Genomic DNA, 19,470 nt, shown 5'->3' with positions numbered 1-19,470 from the left:
TGACGTGGAGGTGGGCCTAAAGGAAAGCGTACTTGGCTAAAGGGCCTTAACCGCGCCCAGCACCTTGGCCAGGGAGTCCTTGGCGTCGCCGAAAAGCAGGGAGGTCTGCGGCTCGTACAGGAGGTCGTTCTCGATCCCGGCGAACCCGGGCCGCATGGAGCGCTTCAGGAAGATCACTTGGCGGGCCTCGGCCACTTCGAGGATGGGCATGCCGTAGATGGGCGAGCCCGAAGAGGTCTTGGCGGCGGGGTTCACCACATCGTTGGCGCCCACCACCAGCACCACGTCCGCGGTCCGGAACTCGGAGTTGATCTCGCCCATTTCCTTGAGCGATTCGTACGGCACGTTGGCCTCGGCCAGGAGCACATTCATGTGCCCGGGCATGCGGCCGGCCACGGGATGGATGGCGAAGTCCACCTCGATGCCGCGGGCTTCCAGTGCCAAAGCCAGTTCGGCCGCGGTGTGCTGTCCCTGGGCCACGGCCAGGCCGTAGCCGGGCACGATGATCACCCGCTGTGCATAACCCAGAAGCACGGCCACGTCCTCCGCGCTGGAGGACCTTACGGGACGTTCGCTCACGGCAGTGGATCCCGCCGTCGAACCTCCCTTGAAGGCGCCAAACAGGATGCCGGCGACGCTGCGGCCCATCGCCGCCGCCATCGCACGGGTCAGGATGGTACCGGAGGCTCCCACCAGGGTGCCGGCCACCACCAGGAGGACGTTGCCGAGCACCACGCCGGACGCCGCGACGGCGAGGCCGGTGAACGCGTTCAGCAGCGAGATGACGATGGGTACGTCCGCGCCGCCCACGGGAAGCACCAGCAGTGCCCCGGCCGCGAGTCCCAACACCATGAGCAGCACGGCAAGCGGCAGGGAGCCGGTGAGAACCACGGCGACGCCGGCGCCCACTGCCGCGAGCAGCACCGCCGCCATGACTACGGGGAGCCCGGGGAAAACGACCGGCCGGGTGGTCATCAGTTCCTGCAGCTTGGCGAAGGTGACCCCCGATCCGGCAAAGGACACGGCGCCCACCAGGAGGGTGAAGACGATGGCGAGCCGCACCCAGGGGTCGCCGGTGTGGCTGAGTTCGAGCAGCGCCACCAGGGCAGCGGCGCCGCCGCCCACTCCGTTGAAGAGCGCCACCAGCTGGGGCATCTGCGTCATCTTGACCCGCCGGGCCACCGGTGCGGCGACGGCGGTGCCCACCGCGATGGCGCCGATGATCCAGGGAATGTTGTCCAGCCGCGCCGAAAGGAACACGGTGACGACGGCGAGCAGGGCCCCGAAGGCGCCGATCAGGTTTCCTCGTCTGGCAGTGCGCGGCGAGCTCAGACCGCGCAGCGCCAGGATGAAGAACACCGCGGCGGCGAGGTAAAGGAGCGATGTCCAGACCGGATCGAGGAGGGTCATTTCCCCTCCCCTTTTGCCGGCAGCTCTTTTGAACCTGCCGGATCTTTGCGGGCAGTGGTCTCTTTGCGGGCGTGGAACATGTGCAGCATCCGGTCCGTGACCACAAAGCCGCCCACCAGGTTTGCCGTGGCCAGGACAACGGCGAGCAGCGCCACCGCGAGGACCCACGGGTCCGAAGCCTGCCCGGCCACGATGATGGCGCCCACCAGGATGATGCCGTGGATGGCGTTCGCCCCGGACATCAGGGGCGTGTGCAGGGTGCTGGAGACCTTGGAGACCACTTCGAAGCCCACAAACACCGCCAGCACGGTCACCGTCAGCAGGCTCATGCCGTCCATCAGCGCTCACCCCTTTCCGGCACGCTGGGTGCGTGGTCGGGTACGTGGGGCGCGGCTACATGGGGTGCGTGGTCGGGCGGGGCCGGGATGAGCGCCGCGAGTGCTTCCGCCGTGGGCAGGTGCCGTACTGCGCCGTCGTGGGTGAGGCAGGCACCCGCTATGACGTCGTCGTCGAAATCGGGTGCAACAACGCCGTCCCGGATCATCAGGGCCAGCAGGTTGGCTACGTTCTTGGCGTAGAGGCGGGACGCGTCCGACGCCAGCGCTGAGGGCGCGTCCTTCAGCCCCACGAGGGTGACGTGGCCGTGGCCGTCGGCGGTGGGGACCAGGATGTCCTCGCCGGGAACGGAGCCTTCGACGTTGCCGCCGGACTCTGCAGCGAGGTCGACGACGACTGAACCGGGGCGCATGGCCTGCACCATCTGGCGGGAGACAAGGAGGGGGGCGCGCCTGCCGGGGACGGCCGCCGTCGTGATCAGGACGTCGGACTGGGCCACATACGGGGCGAGCAGCTCACGCTGGAGGGCGCCGCGATCAGCACTGAGCTCGCGGGCGTAGCCGCCGGACGCTTCGGCGGTTTCGAGGTCGAGCTTGATGAAGGTGCCTCCCATCGAGGCGACCTCGTCCGCGGAGGCCGGCCGGATGTCGTTGGCGGAGACGCGGGCACCCAGCCGTTTCGCGGTGCCGATGGCCTGGAGGCCGGCAACTCCCGCGCCGAGCACCAGCACACGGGCCGGCGGAACCGTTCCGGCGGCGGTCATGAACAGCGGGAAGAACCGTGGCAGCCGGATGGCCGCTTCCAGGACGCAGCGGTAGCCGGCCACCAGCGCCTGGGAACTGAGGGCATCCATGGACTGCGCCCTGGAGATGCGGGGCACCAGTTCCAGGGCGAAGGACGTGACACCGGCATCCGCCAGAGCATGAACGGTGGGGAGTTCGGACGACGGCGAGGCCAGGCCCACGGTGACGGCTCCCCTCTTCAGGGCCTTCGCCGTCGCAGGTTCCAGCGGGCGGACATGGGCCAGGACGTCCAGTTCGGGAAGGTCAAGGGCCCGGACCAGCCGGCCACCGGCGTCGACGTAGTCCTGGTCCGGGTAGCCGGCCGCGGCCCCGGCCGTGGACTCGATGATGACCTCGAGGCCCAGTCCTGCCAGTTGCCTGACCGTTTCCGGTGTGGCCGCCACCCGCAGCTCACCGCCATGGTCTTCCCGCGGTATGCCCAGTTTCACCGGCCAACTCCCCTCACGGACGTAGTTGGCTAGAGTCTATGACCCGCCCGCGCAAAGTGGCAGCAGTTCGCGCAGAATCGCATCGCGGGGGAAGTGGTTGCTAGCCCCGGGCGGTCAGGTCCGCGGAGATCAGCTTGGCTGTGGCCACAATTTCTTCGGCCACGGAGGCGAGGTAGTCGTCCCGGTCCGGCTGGGCGGCGACCGACTGTGCCTGCAGCGAAACGTTGACCGCGGCCACCACCTTGGTGGGTCCGTCGTATACCGGGGCAGCAACGGACATCAGCCCCAGCTCGAGCTCCTGGTCCACGAGGCACCAGCCCTGCGCCCGGACGGCTTCGAGTACCGCCAACAGCTCCGGGACGCTGCCCAGCCCCCGCGGGGTCAGGGGTTTGATCTCCGTCGCCGCCAGGTAGGCCTTGAGGCCGGCCGGCGGGAGGGCTGCGAGCAGGACCCGGCCCATGGACGTGGCATACGCCGGGAAGCGAGTGCCCACCGTGATGCCGACGTTCATGATCCGGCGCGTGGTCACCCGGGCGATGTAGGCGATGTCGGTGCCGTCCAGCACCGCAGCGGAGGTGGACTCCCCCAGTTTCAGGGACAGTTCCTCCAAATGCGGCATGGCCAGCTGCGGCAGGGACAGCCCCGAAAGGTAGGCGTACCCGAGCTGCAGAACCATTGCCGTGAGCGCGAAGGTTTTGCCGTCGGTTCGTACGTAGCCGAGCTCAACGAGCGTGTGCAGGAAACGCCGCGCCGTGGCCCTGGTCAGGTTTGTCCGGGCAGCTACTTCGGTGAGGGTCATGACCGGGTGTTCGGTGTCGAACGCGCGGATCACGGCCAGCCCGCGCGCCAGCGACTGCACGTACTGGTCGCTCGCCTGCGGTGCGGGCAGTACGTCCTGGCGTGCGTCGGTCATGGTTACCAATCCTAGTGGCGCGGCGGGCGTCGGACCGTTGCTACGTTGCTGCCTTGAGCGGGACCGGCACGAGTTCCTGGAGATCCTCCAAAGTGCAGCCAAACGTCTCGCGGACGGTGACGCCGTCCGGGCCCGTCAAAAACACCGCCTTGTCCGTGTACACGCGGGTCACGCAGCCCACCCCGGTGAGGGGGTAGGTGCAGGATTCCACGATCTTGGATGCACCTTCGCGGGTCAGGAGTGTCATCATCACGAACACGTCCTTGGCGCCGGTGGCCAGGTCCATCGCTCCGCCCACGGCCGGGATGGCATCCGGGGCACCGGTGTGCCAGTTGGCGAGGTCGCCCGTGGCGGAAACCTGGAACGCGCCGAGCACGCAGATGTCCAGGTGGCCGCCGCGCATGATCGCGAACGAATCGGCGTGGTGGAAGTAGGAGGCACCCGGGAGTTCGGTGACGGGGATCTTGCCGGCGTTGATGAGGTCGCCGTCGATCTGGTCACCCTTGGCTTCCGGGCCCATGCCGAGCATGCCGTTCTCGGTGTGGAGCGTGATGTTCTGCTCCGGCTTGAGGTAGTTGGAGACCAGGGTGGGCTGGCCGATGCCGAGGTTCACGAACGAGCCGGGCGCGATGTCCCGCGCCACGAGTTCGGCGAGGGCGTCACGGCCCAGTGGCTTATCGGAGGCCTGGATGCTGGCTTGGCTGTTGGTTTGTGCGCTCATCTCATGCCACCTTCACAATGCTGTTGACGTAGATTCCGGGGGTGACCACGTTTTCCGGGTCCAGGCCTCCGGTGGGGACGATCTCGGTGACCTGGACCACCGTGTGCTTGGCGGCGGCGGCCATGATGGGGCCGAAGTTCCGGGCGGTCTTGCGGTAGACAAGGTTCCCCACGCCGTCGGCCTTGAGTGCCTTGATCAGCGCGACGTCGGCGTGGATGGGGGTCTCGAAGACCTGGCCGCGGCCATCGATGATCCGGGTTTCCTTGCCCTCGGCCAGCATGGTGCCGTAGCCGGTGGGGGTGAAGAACCCGCCGATGCCGGCACCCGCGGCACGGATCCGCTCGGCCAGGTTGCCCTGCGGCACCAACTCCAGTTCGATTTCGCCGGCCTTGTACTTGGCGTCGAAATGCCAGGAGTCGGACTGCCGCGGGAAGGAACAGATCATCTTCTTCACCCGGCCTTCCTTGATCAGCAGCGCGAGGCCCTGATCGCCCTGGCCGGCGTTGTTGTTCACCACGGTCAGGTCCTTGGCACCGCAGTCCATCAGGGCGTCAATCAGTTCGAACGGCTGCCCGGCGTTGCCGAACCCGCCGATCATCACGGTGGAGCCGTCCTTGATGCCGGCGACGGCCTCGTTGACGGTGTCTACGAAGTTCAACATGCGCTTACGCCTTTCCTGCGGTTACGTTTTCAAGCACGACGGCGAGGCCCTGGCCGACGCCGATGCAGATCGCGGCGACACCCCAGCGCTGGCCGGAGGCCTGCAGGGACCGGGCGAGGGTGCCCAGGATCCGGGTGCCGGACGCGCCCAGCGGGTGGCCCATCGCGATCGCGCCGCCGTGCCGGTTCACGATTCCCGGGTCGATGCCCCAGGCGTTGATGCACGCCAGGGACTGCGCGGCGAACGCCTCGTTAAGTTCGACGGCGCCCACCTGGTCCCAGCCGATGCCCGCCTTCGCGAGGGCCTTGTTCGCCGCCTCCACCGGGGCGTAGCCGAAGAACTGCGGGTCATTGGCGTGCGCGCCACGGCCCGCGATCCGGGCCAGCGGTTCCAGGCCCAGGATCCCGGCGGCGTTCTCGGAGCCGATCCACGCCGCCGAGGCGCCGTCGGAGAGCGGGGAGGCGTTTCCGGCGGTCACGGTGCCGTTCTCCGTCCGGAACACGGTCTTCAACCCGGCCAGCTTCTCGGCGGAGGACCCGCCACGGATGCCTTCGTCCCGGACCAGGTCAGTGCCCGGGACCGGGGTGACCAGGTTGTCGTAGAACCCCTCATCCCACGCCGCGGCCGAGAGGTTGTGCGACTTGGCGGCGAATTCGTCCTGCTGCTCCCGGGTCACCCCGTACTTCTCCCGCAACCGTTCGGTGGCCTCGCCCAGGGAGATGGTCCACTCAGAGGGCATGGCCTTGTTCACCAGCCGCCAGCCCAGCGTGGTGGAGGCCAGTGTCAGGTCCCCGGCCGGGTAGGGCTTCTCCGTCTTCGGCAGCACCCACGGGGCACGGGACATCGACTCCGCACCGCCCACCAGCATCAGCTCAGCATCACCGGCGTTGATCTGCCGCGATGCGATGATCGCCGCATCCAAAGAAGAACCGCACAACCGGTTCACAGACGTGCCCGGAATCGACACCGGAAGGCCCGCCAGCAGCGTGCCCATCCGGGCGATGTTCCGGTTCTCCTCACCGGCACCGTTCGCGTTGCCGAACACCACCTCATCGATCCGCTCCGGATCCAAAGCGGGCGCGCGCTTCACCGATTCCTTGATCACATGCGCCGCGAGGTCATCCGGACGGACCCCCGCCAAACCCGAACCGAACTTACCGAACGGGGTGCGCACCGCGTCGTACACAAAAGCCTGATTCATTTTTACTGCCCGTTTCTTTCTGTATCGATGACGGCGTTGTCCATTTCATGGAATACCTGCTGCGCTGTCTTAAATGCCGTATTCGCCGACGGAACGCCGCAGTAAATGGCGGTCTGGAGCAGGATTTCCTTGATCTCGTCCCGGCTCAGGCCATTGGTGAGGGCCGCACGGATGTGCATGGCCAGCTCTTCCCAGTGCCCGTGCGCCACCATCGCGGTGATGGTCACCGCCGAGCGCATCTGGCGGGTGAGGCCGGGACGGGTCCAGATGCCGCCCCACGCGATCCGCGTGATCATGTCCTGGAAGTCCTCGGTGAAGGCGTCCATGTTGGCGGTTGCCCGGTCCACGTGCGCGTCACCCAGCACTTCGCGGCGGACCACCATGCCGCCGTCGTAAATTTCCTTGCTCGTCGCAGCGGGCTGCACCACGCCGTGGCGCTCCGCGCCTGAGGCTTCCGCGTGTGAGGATTCCGGACCGGTCATTTGCCTGCTCCGCGGGATTCGCTCCAGGAGATCAGGTTCCGCAGCAGTTCAGCCACATGGGCCGGCGCCTCGGCGGGGGCCAGGTGCGCCACTCCCTCAAGCGTCACAGCGTTCGCGGTGCCGCCGCCGGCCGTGATGCCGGCAACGATTTCCTCCGCGAACGACGGCGGCACAACAGTGTCCGCCGCGCCTGCCACCGCCTGCGTGGGGACGGTGATGCTGCCGAGTTCGGCGCGGACATCAAAGGCTGCCAGCGCTTCACAGCAGAAGGCGTAGCTGAAGCGGTCGGCGTCGCGCAGTGAGTGCAGAAGGCGGCTGCTCAGCTCCGGATCCCGGTCCATGAAGCCGGGCGCAAACCAGCGTTCAGCCGAGCCCTGGAGCACCACCGGCGTCCCCAGCTTCCGGACGGTCTCGGCCCGTTCCAGCCAGCCTTCGGGGGTGCCGATCTTCGCACCGGAGCATTGCACCGAGAGGCTCTTGAGCCGTTCGCCGTGCTTGATGCCCAGCTGCAGGCCGGTGGCTCCGCCGAGCGAAACCCCGGCGTAGTGGAAGGCCACACCGGGGGCGATCGAGTCCACCAGGTCCACCACGGAGTCCGCCAGCGCGGCCACGTCGAACGGTTCGGTAGCGGCCGGCGAAACACCGTGGCCGGGAAGGTCCCAGGCCACCACGTCGTAGTCGTTGCCCAGCAGGGACGCCGCTGCGGTCCACAGGATCGAGGACGTACCCAGCGAGGGCCCCACCACCAGGAGGGGACGTTCGCCCAAGGGGCGCTGGGGCGAAAGCAGGACTGCCTTCAGGGTCGGATTAGCCACGCTTGGCTCCGTTCGCGTTGGGGTTGGGGTCCAGAGAGGACCCGGGGTCTGAAATGGGTTTTGCCGGGCTGGCAAAGTCCGGATAGGCAGCGAGGACACGCCGGGTGATTTCGGCCGCCTGGCCCAGGTAATTGGCGGGGTCCAGCAGTTCGGCCAGCTGTTCGTCGGACAGCCGGTCCGCCGGAACGGCACCGCGGAGCAGCCGGCGGTAGGTGGCGGCCTGCTCGGCGGCCGGGGCCCGCAGGGTCTGGTCCACCACGGCCTGCAGCTGCTCCTTGCCGGTGCGGCCGTCCTTGGCCTCCAGCAACGGAGCCACGGCGGCGCTCACCCCTTCGGCCAGCAGCAGCGGACCGGCGAGGTCCAGGTTGCGGCGCATGGCATCCGGAAAAACCTGCAGGCCTTCGACGAGCTCCCTGAGATGGCCGGCTGCCCCCAGGGCCAGCTGCAGGAGCTGGCGGAGGGCAGGCCATTCCGTGTGCCAGGCACCGTCCGGGCGTTCGTCGTTGAAGTTGGCCGCAGCCAGGTGCAGCTGGGCCACGAGCTGGGGGGCCTGCAGGGCGGCACTGCGTATCAGGACGGAGAGGACCGGGTTCTGTTTCTGCGGCATGGCCGAGGACACACCGCGTCCGGCTGCCCGTGGTTCGGCGAGCTCGGCAACCTCGGCCCGGCTCAGGAACAGGACGTCTGCCGCGATCTTGCCGGCGGCGTCGAGCACCGTGGCCAACGCATTGCCCAGGGACGTGACGGCCAGCCGGTTGGTGTGCCACGGTGCCGGCGCTGCGGCCAGCCCCAACTGCACGGCGAGTTCGTCCGCGAGGTCAAAGGGGTTCTTGGCAGCTCCCGTAGTCAGCACGGTTCCGGCGGCCAGGGTACCGGCCGCGCCACCAAACTGCACCGGAAATTCAGTGCGTTCCAGCTGCCGTCCCGCCGCGGCCACACCGTGGAACCACTGTGCGGCCCGGAGCCCGAAGGTAAAGGGCAGGGAATGCTGGGTCAGGCTGCGGCCCACGCCCAGCGTGTCCGCATGCTTCTCCGCCAAGGCGGCGAGCGCCGTCGTCGTGCATTTCAGGTCCGCGAGCAGAGCGTCAACGGTGTTCCGGGCGAGCAGCATCAGGGCAGTGTCCAGCACGTCCTGGCTGGTCAGGGAGGTGTGGACCGCCTTCCCGGCCCCGATGCCCGCGCTATCAAGCGCCGAAACCTGCTTCCGCAGATCGGCGAGGAGCGGGATCACGGGATTGCCGCCGCCCTGGGCACGGAGCGCGATGTCCGCCACGTCGTAGCGGCCCGCCTCGGCGGCGGAGGCCACGACGGCGGCGGAACCGGCAGGTGCCAGGTCCGCCGCTTCGAGCACCGCGGCCCAGCCGGACTCGACGGCGAGGATTGCCGCCAGCACCGCGCGGTCCCCCGTCAGCGCCCGCACCAAAGGCGACGCCGACACGGGACTGAGCAGGCCGGCGTCGCCGTCAGCGGCGCCTCCGTAACTGCCCAGGGCGGCAGCCGTCACTGGAAGTCCAGGAAGACTGTTTCGCCCTCACCCTGCAGCCGGACGTCCCAGGTGAGCCCGCCGTCGGCGTCGCGGCGTGCGATCAGCGTCTTGCGGCGCTCCGGATCCAGTGAGGACAGCAGCGGGTCCTTGGCCAGTGCCTCCTCATTTTCCGGAAGGTAGATCCGGGTGAACAGGCGGTTGGTCAGGCCGCGGGCGAAAATGGCGACGGCGATGAACGGTGCCGCGCCCTCCTCAGTGGGGCCGGGGTTGACCGTGGTGAAGGTGAAAACGCCGGTATTGCCGACGGAGCTCCGGCCGAATCCGGTGAAGGTGTAGCCGTCGCGGACCAGCGAGCCGGTCCGGTCCACCACTTTGCCCTCGGAATCGGCCTGCCAGATTTCCAGGATGGCGTCCGGGACGGTGGCGCCGGAGCCGTCGTACACGGTGCCCTGCAGGCGGATGGAGCCCGGTGATCCCGGGGCCAGCAGTTCACGGTCCTTTGCGTACGGCAGGGCGTAGCCGAAGAAGGGGCCAACGGTCTGGCCGGGCGTGGGGGTGAGTTTGGTCTGGTTGCTCATGTGACTGTCCTCTGCCTATTCGCTCTGGTCGCCTGCAGTACCGAGGGCCTCATTTTCGGTCCAGGTCCGCTTGGGACCGGTCAGGACGATGTCCCAGTTGTAGCCCAGGGCCCACTCGGGCTGGGTGATGTTGTGGTCGTAGTCGGCCACGAGGCGGTCCCGGGCATCCTGGTCCACGATGGTCTGGTAGATCGGGTCCAGCGGGAAGAGCTGGTCACCGGGGAAGTACATCTGGGTGATGATGCGCTGGGTGAACTCGGTCCCGAACAGCGAGAAGTGGATGTGCGCCGGGCGCCAGGCGTTCAGGTGGTTCTTCCAGGGGTAGGCGCCGGGCTTGATGGTGGTGAACCGGTAGGAGCCGTCCGGGCCGGTAATGCAGCGGCCGACGCCGGTGAAGTTGGGATCCAGCGGGGCAGGGTGCTGATCGCGCTTGTGGATGTAACGGCCGGCGGCGTTGGCCTGCCAGATCTCCACCAGCTGGCCCGCCACCGGCCGGCCGTCGCCGTCGAGCACACGCCCGGTGACAATGATCCGCTCGCCCTGCGGCTCGCCGTTGTGCTGGATGGTCAGGTCCGATTCCAGGGCGTGCACGTCCTGGTGGCCGAACGCCGGCGAGTACAGCTCGATGGTCTCCGGGTCAGCGTGGTGCAGGTCCTTGGTGGGGTGCCGCAGGATGCTGCTGCGGTACGGCGGGTAGTCCAGCCGCGGCTGGATTTCCGCCGGGGCGCCGCCCTTCAGTGCCTGGGCGTAAGCCTCCCCGATGGACTTGATCTCGGCGCTGAGATCCTGCTGGGTCTCGACAGCTGCGTCCAGGGGGGCGTGCCCCGCCTTCGGTTCAGCAGGGGGTACAAGCTCGTCCGTCTCAAGCTCGGCATTGGTTTCTTGCAACACGGCTGGCTCCTTTCTGGTTTCTGTTCTATGTGCGGTACTGCTCTTGGGTGGGTTGGGTCAGGGTAAGAGGTGGGGGCTGCGTTGCTGCAGGTGGTCGTACTGCACCGCGTGCCGGACGGGCGCGTTCGGGGCGCCGTAGCCGTCGTAGGCCCCGCGGCGTTCCACCATCTCGAAGAACACGCTGCCCACCGTGGCGGTGTAGAAGTGCAGGAACTCGCCGTCGGCGTCGCGGTCGTAGAGGAGGTCCAGCTCCTGCAAGGTGGCCAGGAAGTCCGGGGCCAGACCGAAGCGGGCGTCCAGGTCCTCGTAGTAGTTGGCCGGAATCTGCAGGAACTCCAGGCCGCGGGCTTTGCAGTCCCGGGCGGTGGCCACCAGGTCATCCACGGCGAAGGCGATGTGTTCCTGGTACGTCCTGCGCGTACCGGTACCGGTGGCTGAACCCGGTCCGGAGGCGCCGTCCTGCTGCATCAGCGGCGCGAGGTTCAGCACCAGCCGCACCGAGCGGTCCGCCGTGAGCATGACCTGGGAGCGGACCAGCCCGGTGGGGCTGGGCACCTCGGCGAACGGCTGGGGCTCCAGGGCCAGTGCGCTGGTGTAGAACAGGACGGCTTCGTCGAAGTGCTGCCAGGGCTGGGCCAGGTTGACGTGGTCAATCACGGCGGTGGCACCGGCTGCCGGCACTTCCAGGCCTTCGCCGAACTCGCGCGTCCAGGCCGCTGTGCCGTCGCGGCTGCCCTGGCACAGGAAGATCTCCGTGGAGTCAGGGGCTGCGAAGCCCTGGAAGATTTCCTCGTTGGCCTGGCTCTTCCGCGGGACCGCCGGCGCCTTCAGCTGCTCGGCGCGGGCTGCGGCAATGACGGGAGACTCGACGTCGAAGCCCAAAGCAGCGATGGCCGGTTCGGCATGCGTCGCAGCCTGCTCGTTGATGATCACCCGGGCATGCCCCATGGTCCAGAGCTGCACGTCCTTGGTGCGGTGCCGGCCGTTGAACTCGAAGCCCAGCTGGCCCAGGACCGTTTCGAGGACTTTGGAGTCAGCGGCCCGGACCTCGGCGAAGTTGTACCCCGCCGGCTCGGCAACCTGCGGGAGCGTGGCCAGTTCCATAGGGTAGCGACGGCGGCCCTGGCCCTTGGGAGCTGCGGCACCATTACCGGCGGCACCCGCGGCAGCCAGCACGGGGGCGTTCGCGTCCAGCCACTTGGCACTCTGTTCCTCGAGCCAGATCAGCGAGCGCATGGCGTCAACGGCCGTGCGCTCCACATCCGACTGGCGGAACACGTCATTGAAAATCTCCAGGGACACCGGTCCGCTGTAACCTGCCCGGACCACGTGTCCCATGAACTTGGCCAGCTCAAACTGGCCCTCCCCCGGGAACACGCGGTAGTGCCGGCTCCAGGACAACACATCCATGGAAAGTTTAGGCGCGTCGGCAACCTGGACGAAGAAGACCTTCTCCGGGTTGAAGGCTTCGATGGGGGCGGTGTCCCAGTTGCGGGAAAGGATGTGGAACGAATCCAGGCAGGTGCCCAGGTTGGGGTGGTCCACTGCTTCCACCAGCCTGTGGGCATGCTCGTAGTCGCTGACGTACTTGCCCCAGGCCAGTGCCTCGTAGGCAACCTTGACGCCGTGGTCCCCCGCGAGGGTTGCCAGGCGGCCCAGCTGTTCGGCGCGGAGGTCGTCGTTGTCGATGCTGGCGGTGGCCACATTGGAGCAGACCAGGATGGTGTCCATGCCGAGCCGGGCCATGAGCTTGAATTTGGCTTCGGCCCGGCGGAGGTTGGCGGCGAGGAGGTCCTCTTCCACGCTGTCGAAATCGCGGAAGGGCTGGTAGAGGTCCAGGGTCAGGCCAAGGTCTGCGGCCATCTTCCGGACGTCCTCCGGAGCGAGCGGCGAGGTGACAAGGTCCTGCTCGAAGATTTCGATGCCGTCGAAGCCCGCGATGGCGCAGGCCTGCATCTTCTCTTTCAGCGTGCCGGAGAGGCAGACCGTGGCGATTCCGGTGCGCATCAGGCGGCCACCTCTTCGGCGGCCACAAGCTCCAGGAAGTGGCCGCGCATGCGGTCCGCGTCAGCCGTCAGCCCGGTGAAGATCCGGAAAGCATCGGCAGCCTGCCCTACGGCCATCCGGCCGCCGTCCAGGACATCGCAGCCCTTGGCGCGGGCACCGAGCACCAGTTCGGTCTCGATGGGGCGGTAGACGATGTCGGCAACCCAGTGCCTGGGTTCGAGCAGGTCAAGATCCAACGGGGTGCCGGGGTGGGCGGCCATGCCTACCGGCGTGCAGTGCACCAGACCGTCAGCCAGCGGCATCAGCTGCGGCAGCTCCGCCGTCGTACGCGCCGTGACGGTGCTGCCCGGGAAGAAGCCGGCCAGTTCGCCAGCGCGCGCCGCGGCACGGGCGGGGTCGACGTCCACCAGATCCAGTTCCAGCACCCCGGCGGTCAGCAGGGCGTAGGCGACGGCGGAACCGGCACCGCCGGCGCCGAGCTGGACCACACGTTTAAGCTTCGCGCCGGGGAGCCCGGAGGCCAGGGCGGAAGCGAAACCGGAAAAGTCGGTGTTGTGGCCGACGAACCGGCCGTCCTCGATCACCACGGTGTTCACGGCGCCCAGCTTGAGGGCGTCCGGGGAAATTTCATCCAGGTGCGCCAGGACCAGCTGCTTGCAGGGGTGGGTGATGTTCAGGCCGTTGAAGCCGAGGCTGCGGGCGCTTTTGAGCAGGTCGCCCACGGCTTCCCCCGGAAGGCCGAGCTCCAGCAGGTCGATGGGGCGGTAGAGATAGCGCAGGCCCTGCACATCACCTTCGCGTTCGTGCATGGGCGGGGTGAGTGACGGCATCACGCCATCGCCGACCAGTCCCACGAGGTAGGACTCAGTTCGATTGCTCATCCGGGCAGCTCCTTTGATACGGCACCTGGCGGGCGGCGGCGCACTGGGCGGACGCGGCGGGCCGGGTGATAGGGATTACAGTACAACACTTGTTCACTTCTCGCACTCTTGTTCGACATACGAACAGAGTACGACGGCGCCACCCGGTGGGGAGCGCCGGTTACGCCAGGCATCGGCTGCTTTGGCAGCCCTGCCAGCGCCGCGGCAGCTCGGAGCTCACCGCTGCGGGAGGCGGGCCGCCAGCTCGGCGGCAGCCTCCTGCAGCAAGGGGACGTGCGCAAGCAGCGCCTCCATGCTGAGCCGGAAGACCGGCACGGCGGTAGCCAGGGAGGCGAAGGCGTGCCCCTGGGAATTGAGCAGCGGCACGGCCACGGCGCGCATCCCGTTCTCGTTTTCCTCATCCATGACGGCGTAGCCCTGGCGGCGCACCTTTTCCATTTCCGCCCGGAAGGCTGCGCGGTCAGTGATGGTGTGCTCGGTCAGGGGATCAAGTTCCAGCTCTTCGATCAGGCTTTCGCGCTCCGCGTCTTCGGCGAAGGCCACCAGGGCCTTGCCCACCGCAGTGGCATGCAAGGCACCCAGGTGTCCAGGATCGCTGGTGACCCGGAAGGTCTGTGGGCCGTCCACTTTGTTGACGGTGAGGTGGTGGTGGCCGTCGCGGACGCTGAGGATGGTGGCCTCGCCCGTCTGCTCGGTGACGCGCCGCAGGACCGGCATCGCGGTTCCAGCGAACCCGTGATGGTTGGACACCCGCTGGCCCAACTGGAAGATCCGGAGGCCCAGGTGGTAGCGGCGGCCGTCCGGTTCGTAGTCCACAAATCCGTCCCGCGTCAGGGACCCCAGCAGGCGGTAGGTGGTGCTGAAGGGAAGCTCGGCGCGGCGCGAGATCTCCGCTGCGCTGGCTCCGCGGGGCTCATCCCCGAGGAGAACCAGGAGCCCCAGCGCCTTGCCCACCATGTCAGTACGGTCGGCCTTCGCAGCGTTCATCCCGGCCTTTACCCCGGCGGTCTTGATCTTTGCCCCGGGCTCGGCGGAAGCTTCATTCATGTCAGCAGTGACGTCATCGGCCGCTGTGGTTTGGTTCACACTCATGCTTCGATGTTGCCACATCGTGGAAGTAATTTCTAGATGATGATTATTTTCTTGACAAGTGACCATCATCACGGTCATCATTGCTGTATCGCACAAGTAGCTTCCACCATGTGGCTACTGGTCCGGGTCTTTCACTGGACTCCCAGCCGCACCGCGCCCCGCCTTACCCCGGCAGCTGCGGCTGCGAACCCCCGATCCATCCGCGACAATGTCGTCACATCTAAGGAACTTCATGAGCCAGACACTTCCGTCCGCCGGGCAGGGCACAGTTGCCCCGGCCGGGACGCCTAAGAAAGCAGCCCTCGCCAGCTTCCTGGGCAGCGCCGTCGAATACTACGACTTCTTCATCTTCGGTTCAGCCGCAGCCCTGATCTTCCCCACAGTCTTCTTCCCGGACGCCGGGGCCAACGCGGCGGTCATGTCCTTCGCCACCTTCGGGTTTGCCTATGTGGCCCGGCCCGTCGGCGCCGTCATCCTGGGTCACTTCGGTGACCGGGTGGGACGCCGGAAAGTCCTGATGTTCACCCTGCTCCTCATGGGTGCCTCGACCTTCCTGATCGGCTGCCTCCCCGACTTCCGCACGGTGGGCTGGTGGGCTCCGGCCCTCCTGGTACTGGCACGGCTTTGCCAGGGCCTCTCCGCCGCAGGTGAGCAGGCCGGCGCCTCGTCCATGACGCTGGAACACGCACCGGACAACCGCCGCTCCTTCTTCACCTCCTGGACACTCACCGGCACCCAGGGTGGCCAGATCCTCGCCGCCCTCGTCTTCATCCCCGTCCTGGCCCTCCCGGACGAGATCAAGTACGGCATCGGCTGGCGCATCCCGTTCTGGCTCAGCGCCGTCGTCGTCATCGTTGCGTTCTTCATCCGCCGCACCCTGCACGAACCGCCGGCATTCGAGGAAGCCCAGAAGACCGCCCAGATCTCCAAGCTCCCCGTCGCGGACCTGCTCAAGGGCCACTGGCGCGATGTCCTCCGCGTCATTGCATGCGCCTTCATCGCCGCTGTGTCCACCGTGTTCGGCACCCTCGCCATCAGCTACGCCAAGACCGTCGCCGGCGTTGACGGAACCACCACGCTGTGGCTCGTCGTCGGCGCCAACCTGGTGGCCCTCGGCACCCAGCCGCTGTTCGGCATGCTGGCCGACAAGATCGGCCGCAAGCCCGTCTTCATTTACGGTGCCGTGGCCAGCGCCGTCCTCACCCCGGTGTTCCTGCTGAGCCTGGAGTCCGGCAGCGTTCCGCTGATGTTCCTCGCCGCGATCGGCTTCTTCTCCTTCGGCTACGCAGCCTCGAACGCCGTCTGGCCGTCCTTCTACGCCGAGATGTTCAGCACCAAGGTCCGGTTTTCCGGTCTGGCGATCGGCACCCAGCTTGGCTTCCTGATGGCAGGGTTCGCCCCGGCCATCGTGGCAGCAATGGGCGGCATCAAGCCCGGCGGATGGGTCCAGATCAGCATCTTCACCGCCGTCATCTGCGGTGTGGCCGCCATCTCAGCCCTCACCGCCAAGGAAACCTTCAAGGTCCCCACGAAGCAGCTCGGCCTCAAGTAAACCCTGCGGAACCGGCAGTCCGGACGTTTCCGGATGTTCCTGCCCAGTTGCTTTACCGGAAAGCCCGGTGTGTCCACGGACGCGCCGGGCTTTTCCGTGCTTTCCGTGTTCTGGACGGGACCAAGTGGGCAGGAGTCACGGATCACGAGCCCACGGCTCAGGAAGCCGCGCCGCCGGGAAAGTCGAGGCACCCGGGGAAGTGGAAGGGTACGACGGCGGATGCTTAGCAGGTGCGTATCGCCCGCCTTTCACTCGCCCCCGCCATTCCGCCCGCCCAGGGCCCGTCGTTTTGGCGCGTGGACTCCGGTGTTCGGGGCCGGCCTGCATCCGCCCAGGCATTAATGTCAGACCCACCTGTGATGATGAATTCATGGGAACAAGCGCGGTGGTGACGGAGGCTTTTGCGGCAATCAATGCCGGCCTTGCTGTGCTTACTGCTTTGGTCACCGAAGCCCGCGCCGGGTCAGGCGCCGGGACGGATTCAGGGGCTGATACCTGTGGTGATCCGGCGGCCCGCCTGGCCGAAGATTGCCTGGAGATCCTTGCAGCGGTGGCCGGATCGGAGCCGCGGATGGCTGCTGTGAAGGCCCTCGCCGCCGCGAAATACGTGGAAACTGCCGCGTTGATCGCCGGTCCCCGTACCGCGCCCGGCGACGCGGCAGGGCAGGAGATGGCTGTCAGGGCAGAAATCGCCTGCGTCCTGACCATCGGCCACCGCGCCGCCGGCGCCCTGCTGGGCCAGGCACAGATGCTCACCACTACCCTGCCGCTGACCCTGTCCGCCCTTCAGGCAGGCACCATGTCCTGGCAGCACGCCCGGGTCATGGTGGACGAAGCAGCCACCCTCCACCCCGAAGGCGCTGCCGGGCTGGAAGCGCACTTCCTCAACCCTGGCCCGGACGCCCCGGACCCCACCCGCGCCTGTACGGCAGGACAAATACCGGCGTTCCGGTTCCGGCACAAGGCCCGGACCTGGCGCGAACGCCACCACGCCGACAGCATCGAAAAACGCCACGCCAAGAGTGTCCTGGACCGCAGAGTCGAGTACACACCGGACCAGGACGGGATGGCCTGGCTCTCAGCCCACCTCCCCGCGCACCAGGCCGCAGCGATCTGGAACCGGACCACCGCCATCTCCCGCGGCCTGCAGGGCCCCGGCGAATCCCGAACCCTCACCCAGCTCCGCGCCGACACCCTCGCCGCCGCGCTCCTGAACACTGGAACCCCGTTCACCACCGGGAACCAGCCCGGCGACGGGGAAGGACGTGATCCCGGCAGGGTCCCCACCCCGCGGGCCCAGGTCCTGGTCACCGTGCCGTTGGTCGCCCTGCTCGGCGCCACCGTTGAACCCGCGATGCTCGACGGGTACGGCCCGATCCCTGCCTCCATGGCCAGGGACCTGGTTGCCAACGGTGCCGAGTCCTTCTACCGGGTCCTCGTTGACCCGCGCGACGGGGCACCCCTGGAGATCGGCCGGACCAGCTACCGGCTCACTAGAGCCATGAAACACGCCCTCCACCTCCGGGACGGCAAATGCACCTTCCCCGGCTGCAACAACCAGTCCCTGGACAACGACATCGACCACCTCACCGCCTGGCAACACGGCGAAACCACAGGCATCAGTAACCTGGCCCAGCTCTGCCCCAAACACCATGAGCTCAAACACAACAGCGGCTGGACACCCACCGCCGCCGCCAGAAGCCAATCCCCCGGCTGGCCCTCACCCACCGGCAGGAACTACAAAGCCGAACCCCACGACTGGGAACCACCACACTGGCCCCAACAACCCCAAAATCAACAAAAACCCGAACCCCGACACCAACCCTGTCCCGGTCCCGGCCAACCCGACTTCATCCACATCGGCCTCTCCCTCGGAGAAGGCGGCATCGAACGGTTCCTCCACACCGCTGTCTAGGACCGGCAGAGACGGAACCGCCGCGCCGGGGAGTCCGCGGCGTTTTAGCCGCGCATGCCCGGCTGGCGGGACTGAACCCCTCGCGCCTCCGGTGAGCTGGTCGGGACTGACCCCCTCGCGCCTAGGGCTGACCGGTCTGGAGCACGGAAGCCAGATCGAAGTTAACAGGTTCCTCCAGCTGTTCGTAGGTGCAGGATTCCGGGTCGCGGTCCGGCCGCCAGCGGTTGAACTGGGCGGTGTGCCGGAAACGGTCTCCCTCCATATGGTCGTACCTGACCTCCACCACCAGCTCAGGCCGCAGCGGAACAAAGGACAGGTCCTTCCCGGCACTCCAGCGGCTGCCTTCGGCGTTCCGGGGCGTCCGTTCGCCTTCCTCCTGCTTCGCCCAGGCCCAGGGATGCTCGTCGAAGTCGGTGACCAGCGGCTGCAGCTGCTCGAACAGCTCCTGGCGGCGTTTCATCGGGAAGGCGCCGATCACCCCCACGCTGGCCAGGGCGCCGTCGTCGTTGTACAACCCGAGCAGCAGCGAGCCGATGGCATCCGGGCCACTCTTATGCACCCGGTAGCCGGCCACCACGCAATCCGCGGTGCGCTCGTGCTTGATCTTGAACATGACGCGCTTGTCCGGCTGGTAGCTGCCGCCCACGGGCTTGGCCACGATCCCGTCCAGGCCCGCGCCCTCGAACTGCCGGAACCACTGTTCGGCGAGCGCCTTGTCCCGGGTCGCAGCCGTGAGATGGACCGGCGCCTTGCTCCCCGCGAGCGCCTCCTCCAATGCGGCACGGCGCTCGGCGAAGGGCCGGCCGGTGTAGTCGTCGCCGCCCAGGGCCAGCAGGTCAAATGCTACAAACTTGGCGGGGGTCTTCTCCGCCAGCATGTTCACCCTGCTGGCGGCCGGGTGGATGCGCTGCTGCAGGGCATCGAAGTCCAGCCGGTCCCCTGAGGCACCCACCAGGACAATCTCGCCGTCCACCACACATCGCCGCGGCAGGTTCTCCTTCAGGGCCTCCACGAGCTCAGGAAAATACCGGGTCATGGGTTTCTCGTTGCGGCTGCCGATCTCCACCTCATCGCCGTCGCGGAAAATGATGGAGCGGAAGCCGTCCCACTTTGGTTCGTAGCTCAAGTCGCCGTCCGGCACGCCGCTGACGGATTTGGCGAGCATGGGCGAAACGGGAGGCATCACGGGAAGGTCCATAGTGCCCATTCTTGCCCGGCCACGGCGGCTGCGAAAGGCCTTCGGCGGCAAAAGCCCAGTTGAGGGCCTCGACACTGCACGCCGCGGGACGGTAGACCTT

At 67.5% G+C, this 19,470-nt stretch carries 18 protein-coding genes; 2 read left to right on the top strand and 16 right to left on the bottom strand.

Translation table 11 applies throughout. The features are described from left to right. Positions 1-36: 36 nt before the first annotated feature. From ACS5PJ_RS07920 to ACS5PJ_RS07850, 15 genes are all read right to left on the bottom strand, one after another. Positions 37-1,410 carry an NAD(P)(+) transhydrogenase (Re/Si-specific) subunit beta gene (locus ACS5PJ_RS07920; RefSeq protein WP_439434365.1) on the bottom strand — a complete coding sequence of 458 codons (1,374 nt, stop codon included), beginning with the start codon at positions 1,408-1,410 and terminating at the stop codon, positions 37-39. After that, entirely contained in the window at positions 1,407-1,748 is a 342-nt protein-coding gene (locus ACS5PJ_RS07915; RefSeq protein WP_439434364.1) for an NAD(P) transhydrogenase subunit alpha part 2, read from the bottom strand. Before ACS5PJ_RS07915 ends, ACS5PJ_RS07920 begins: the two co-directional genes overlap by 4 nt. Next, positions 1,748-2,977, bottom strand: a complete 1,230-nt coding sequence (locus ACS5PJ_RS07910; protein WP_439434363.1) for a Re/Si-specific NAD(P)(+) transhydrogenase subunit alpha — start codon at positions 2,975-2,977, stop codon at positions 1,748-1,750. Before ACS5PJ_RS07910 ends, ACS5PJ_RS07915 begins: the two co-directional genes overlap by 1 nt. Before the next feature lie 100 nt (positions 2,978-3,077). After that, on the bottom strand, positions 3,078-3,890 hold the full coding sequence (locus ACS5PJ_RS07905) for an IclR family transcriptional regulator domain-containing protein (RefSeq protein ID WP_439434362.1): 813 nt from the start codon (positions 3,888-3,890) through the stop codon (positions 3,078-3,080). Between the two features lie 40 nt (positions 3,891-3,930). Continuing rightward, a complete protein-coding gene (locus ACS5PJ_RS07900) occupies positions 3,931-4,611 on the bottom strand; it encodes a 3-oxoacid CoA-transferase subunit B (RefSeq protein WP_439434361.1) in 681 nt (226 codons plus the stop codon). Between the two features lies 1 nt (position 4,612). Next, positions 4,613-5,272, bottom strand: a complete 660-nt coding sequence (locus tag ACS5PJ_RS07895; RefSeq protein ID WP_439434360.1) for a 3-oxoacid CoA-transferase subunit A — start codon at positions 5,270-5,272, stop codon at positions 4,613-4,615. Between the two features lie 4 nt (positions 5,273-5,276). Next, a complete protein-coding gene (locus tag ACS5PJ_RS07890) occupies positions 5,277-6,473 on the bottom strand; it encodes a thiolase family protein (protein WP_439434359.1) in 1,197 nt (398 codons plus the stop codon). Positions 6,474-6,475: 2 nt separating this feature from the next. After that, the gene (pcaC, locus tag ACS5PJ_RS07885; RefSeq protein WP_439434358.1) at positions 6,476-6,955 is read right to left on the bottom strand and encodes a 4-carboxymuconolactone decarboxylase; all 480 of its coding nucleotides are present in this window, start codon (positions 6,953-6,955) and stop codon (positions 6,476-6,478) included. Then, positions 6,952-7,770: an alpha/beta fold hydrolase gene (locus tag ACS5PJ_RS07880; protein WP_439434357.1), complete on the bottom strand. Its 819-nt coding sequence runs from the start codon at positions 7,768-7,770 to the stop codon at positions 6,952-6,954. Before ACS5PJ_RS07880 ends, pcaC begins: the two co-directional genes overlap by 4 nt. Further along, positions 7,763-9,274, bottom strand: a complete 1,512-nt coding sequence (locus ACS5PJ_RS07875; RefSeq protein WP_439434356.1) for a lyase family protein — start codon at positions 9,272-9,274, stop codon at positions 7,763-7,765. The genes ACS5PJ_RS07880 and ACS5PJ_RS07875 overlap by 8 nt, the downstream gene beginning before the upstream one ends. Next, the gene (gene pcaG, locus ACS5PJ_RS07870; protein WP_439434355.1) at positions 9,271-9,834 is read right to left on the bottom strand and encodes a protocatechuate 3,4-dioxygenase subunit alpha; all 564 of its coding nucleotides are present in this window, start codon (positions 9,832-9,834) and stop codon (positions 9,271-9,273) included. Before pcaG ends, ACS5PJ_RS07875 begins: the two co-directional genes overlap by 4 nt. A 15-nt stretch (positions 9,835-9,849) precedes the next feature. Further along, positions 9,850-10,725, bottom strand: a complete 876-nt coding sequence (gene pcaH / locus ACS5PJ_RS07865; RefSeq protein WP_439434354.1) for a protocatechuate 3,4-dioxygenase subunit beta — start codon at positions 10,723-10,725, stop codon at positions 9,850-9,852. A gap of 57 nt (positions 10,726-10,782) precedes the next feature. Beyond that, complete coding sequence (locus ACS5PJ_RS07860) at positions 10,783-12,732, bottom strand: bifunctional sugar phosphate isomerase/epimerase/4-hydroxyphenylpyruvate dioxygenase family protein (RefSeq protein ID WP_439434353.1); 1,950 nt, start codon at positions 12,730-12,732, stop codon at positions 10,783-10,785. After that, positions 12,732-13,613: a shikimate dehydrogenase gene (locus tag ACS5PJ_RS07855; protein WP_439434352.1), complete on the bottom strand. Its 882-nt coding sequence runs from the start codon at positions 13,611-13,613 to the stop codon at positions 12,732-12,734. The genes ACS5PJ_RS07860 and ACS5PJ_RS07855 overlap by 1 nt, the downstream gene beginning before the upstream one ends. A gap of 216 nt (positions 13,614-13,829) precedes the next feature. Continuing rightward, entirely contained in the window at positions 13,830-14,705 is an 876-nt protein-coding gene (locus ACS5PJ_RS07850; protein ID WP_439434351.1) for an IclR family transcriptional regulator, read from the bottom strand. Positions 14,706-14,937: 232 nt separating this feature from the next. Here ACS5PJ_RS07850 and ACS5PJ_RS07845 point away from each other — a divergent pair, with 232 nt between their 5' ends. Continuing rightward, positions 14,938-16,257, top strand: a complete 1,320-nt coding sequence (locus tag ACS5PJ_RS07845) for an MFS transporter (RefSeq protein WP_439434350.1) — start codon at positions 14,938-14,940, stop codon at positions 16,255-16,257. A 370-nt stretch (positions 16,258-16,627) separates the two neighbouring features. Continuing rightward, complete coding sequence (locus tag ACS5PJ_RS07840; RefSeq protein WP_439434349.1) at positions 16,628-18,172, top strand: HNH endonuclease signature motif containing protein; 1,545 nt, start codon at positions 16,628-16,630, stop codon at positions 18,170-18,172. Positions 18,173-18,293: 121 nt separating this feature from the next. Here the strand turns inward: ACS5PJ_RS07840 and ACS5PJ_RS07835 are convergent, their stop codons facing one another. Continuing rightward, a complete protein-coding gene (locus ACS5PJ_RS07835) occupies positions 18,294-19,370 on the bottom strand; it encodes an ATP-dependent DNA ligase (protein ID WP_439434348.1) in 1,077 nt (358 codons plus the stop codon). Positions 19,371-19,470: the final 100 nt, after the last annotated feature.

It is taken from the genome of Pseudarthrobacter cremeus, assembly GCF_051857465.1.
GTDB lineage: Bacteria > Actinomycetota > Actinomycetes > Actinomycetales > Micrococcaceae > Arthrobacter.
This window is presented reverse-complemented; position numbering and strand designations above follow the sequence as displayed.

Bases quoted from the DNA above. Each gene is read 5' to 3' on its own strand.
- ACS5PJ_RS07920 (WP_439434365.1), bottom strand. From the start codon at position 1,410: ATGACCCTCCTCGATCCGGTCTGGACATCGCTCCTTTACCTCGCCGCC.
- ACS5PJ_RS07915 (WP_439434364.1), bottom strand. From the start codon at position 1,748: ATGGACGGCATGAGCCTGCTGACGGTGACCGTGCTGGCGGTGTTTGTG.
- ACS5PJ_RS07905 (WP_439434362.1), bottom strand. From the start codon at position 3,890: ATGACCGACGCACGCCAGGACGTACTGCCCGCACCGCAGGCGAGCGAC.
- ACS5PJ_RS07900 (WP_439434361.1), bottom strand. From the start codon at position 4,611: ATGAGCGCACAAACCAACAGCCAAGCCAGCATCCAGGCCTCCGATAAG.
- ACS5PJ_RS07895 (WP_439434360.1), bottom strand. From the start codon at position 5,272: ATGTTGAACTTCGTAGACACCGTCAACGAGGCCGTCGCCGGCATCAAG.
- ACS5PJ_RS07890 (WP_439434359.1), bottom strand. From the start codon at position 6,473: ATGAATCAGGCTTTTGTGTACGACGCGGTGCGCACCCCGTTCGGTAAG.
- pcaC (WP_439434358.1), bottom strand. From the start codon at position 6,955: ATGACCGGTCCGGAATCCTCACACGCGGAAGCCTCAGGCGCGGAGCGC.
- pcaG (WP_439434355.1), bottom strand. From the start codon at position 9,834: ATGAGCAACCAGACCAAACTCACCCCCACGCCCGGCCAGACCGTTGGC.
- ACS5PJ_RS07860 (WP_439434353.1), bottom strand. From the start codon at position 12,732: ATGCGCACCGGAATCGCCACGGTCTGCCTCTCCGGCACGCTGAAAGAG.
- ACS5PJ_RS07855 (WP_439434352.1), bottom strand. From the start codon at position 13,613: ATGAGCAATCGAACTGAGTCCTACCTCGTGGGACTGGTCGGCGATGGC.
- ACS5PJ_RS07850 (WP_439434351.1), bottom strand. From the start codon at position 14,705: ATGAGTGTGAACCAAACCACAGCGGCCGATGACGTCACTGCTGACATG.
- ACS5PJ_RS07845 (WP_439434350.1), top strand. From the start codon at position 14,938: ATGAGCCAGACACTTCCGTCCGCCGGGCAGGGCACAGTTGCCCCGGCC.
- ACS5PJ_RS07840 (WP_439434349.1), top strand. From the start codon at position 16,628: ATGGGAACAAGCGCGGTGGTGACGGAGGCTTTTGCGGCAATCAATGCC.
- ACS5PJ_RS07835 (WP_439434348.1), bottom strand. From the start codon at position 19,370: ATGGACCTTCCCGTGATGCCTCCCGTTTCGCCCATGCTCGCCAAATCC.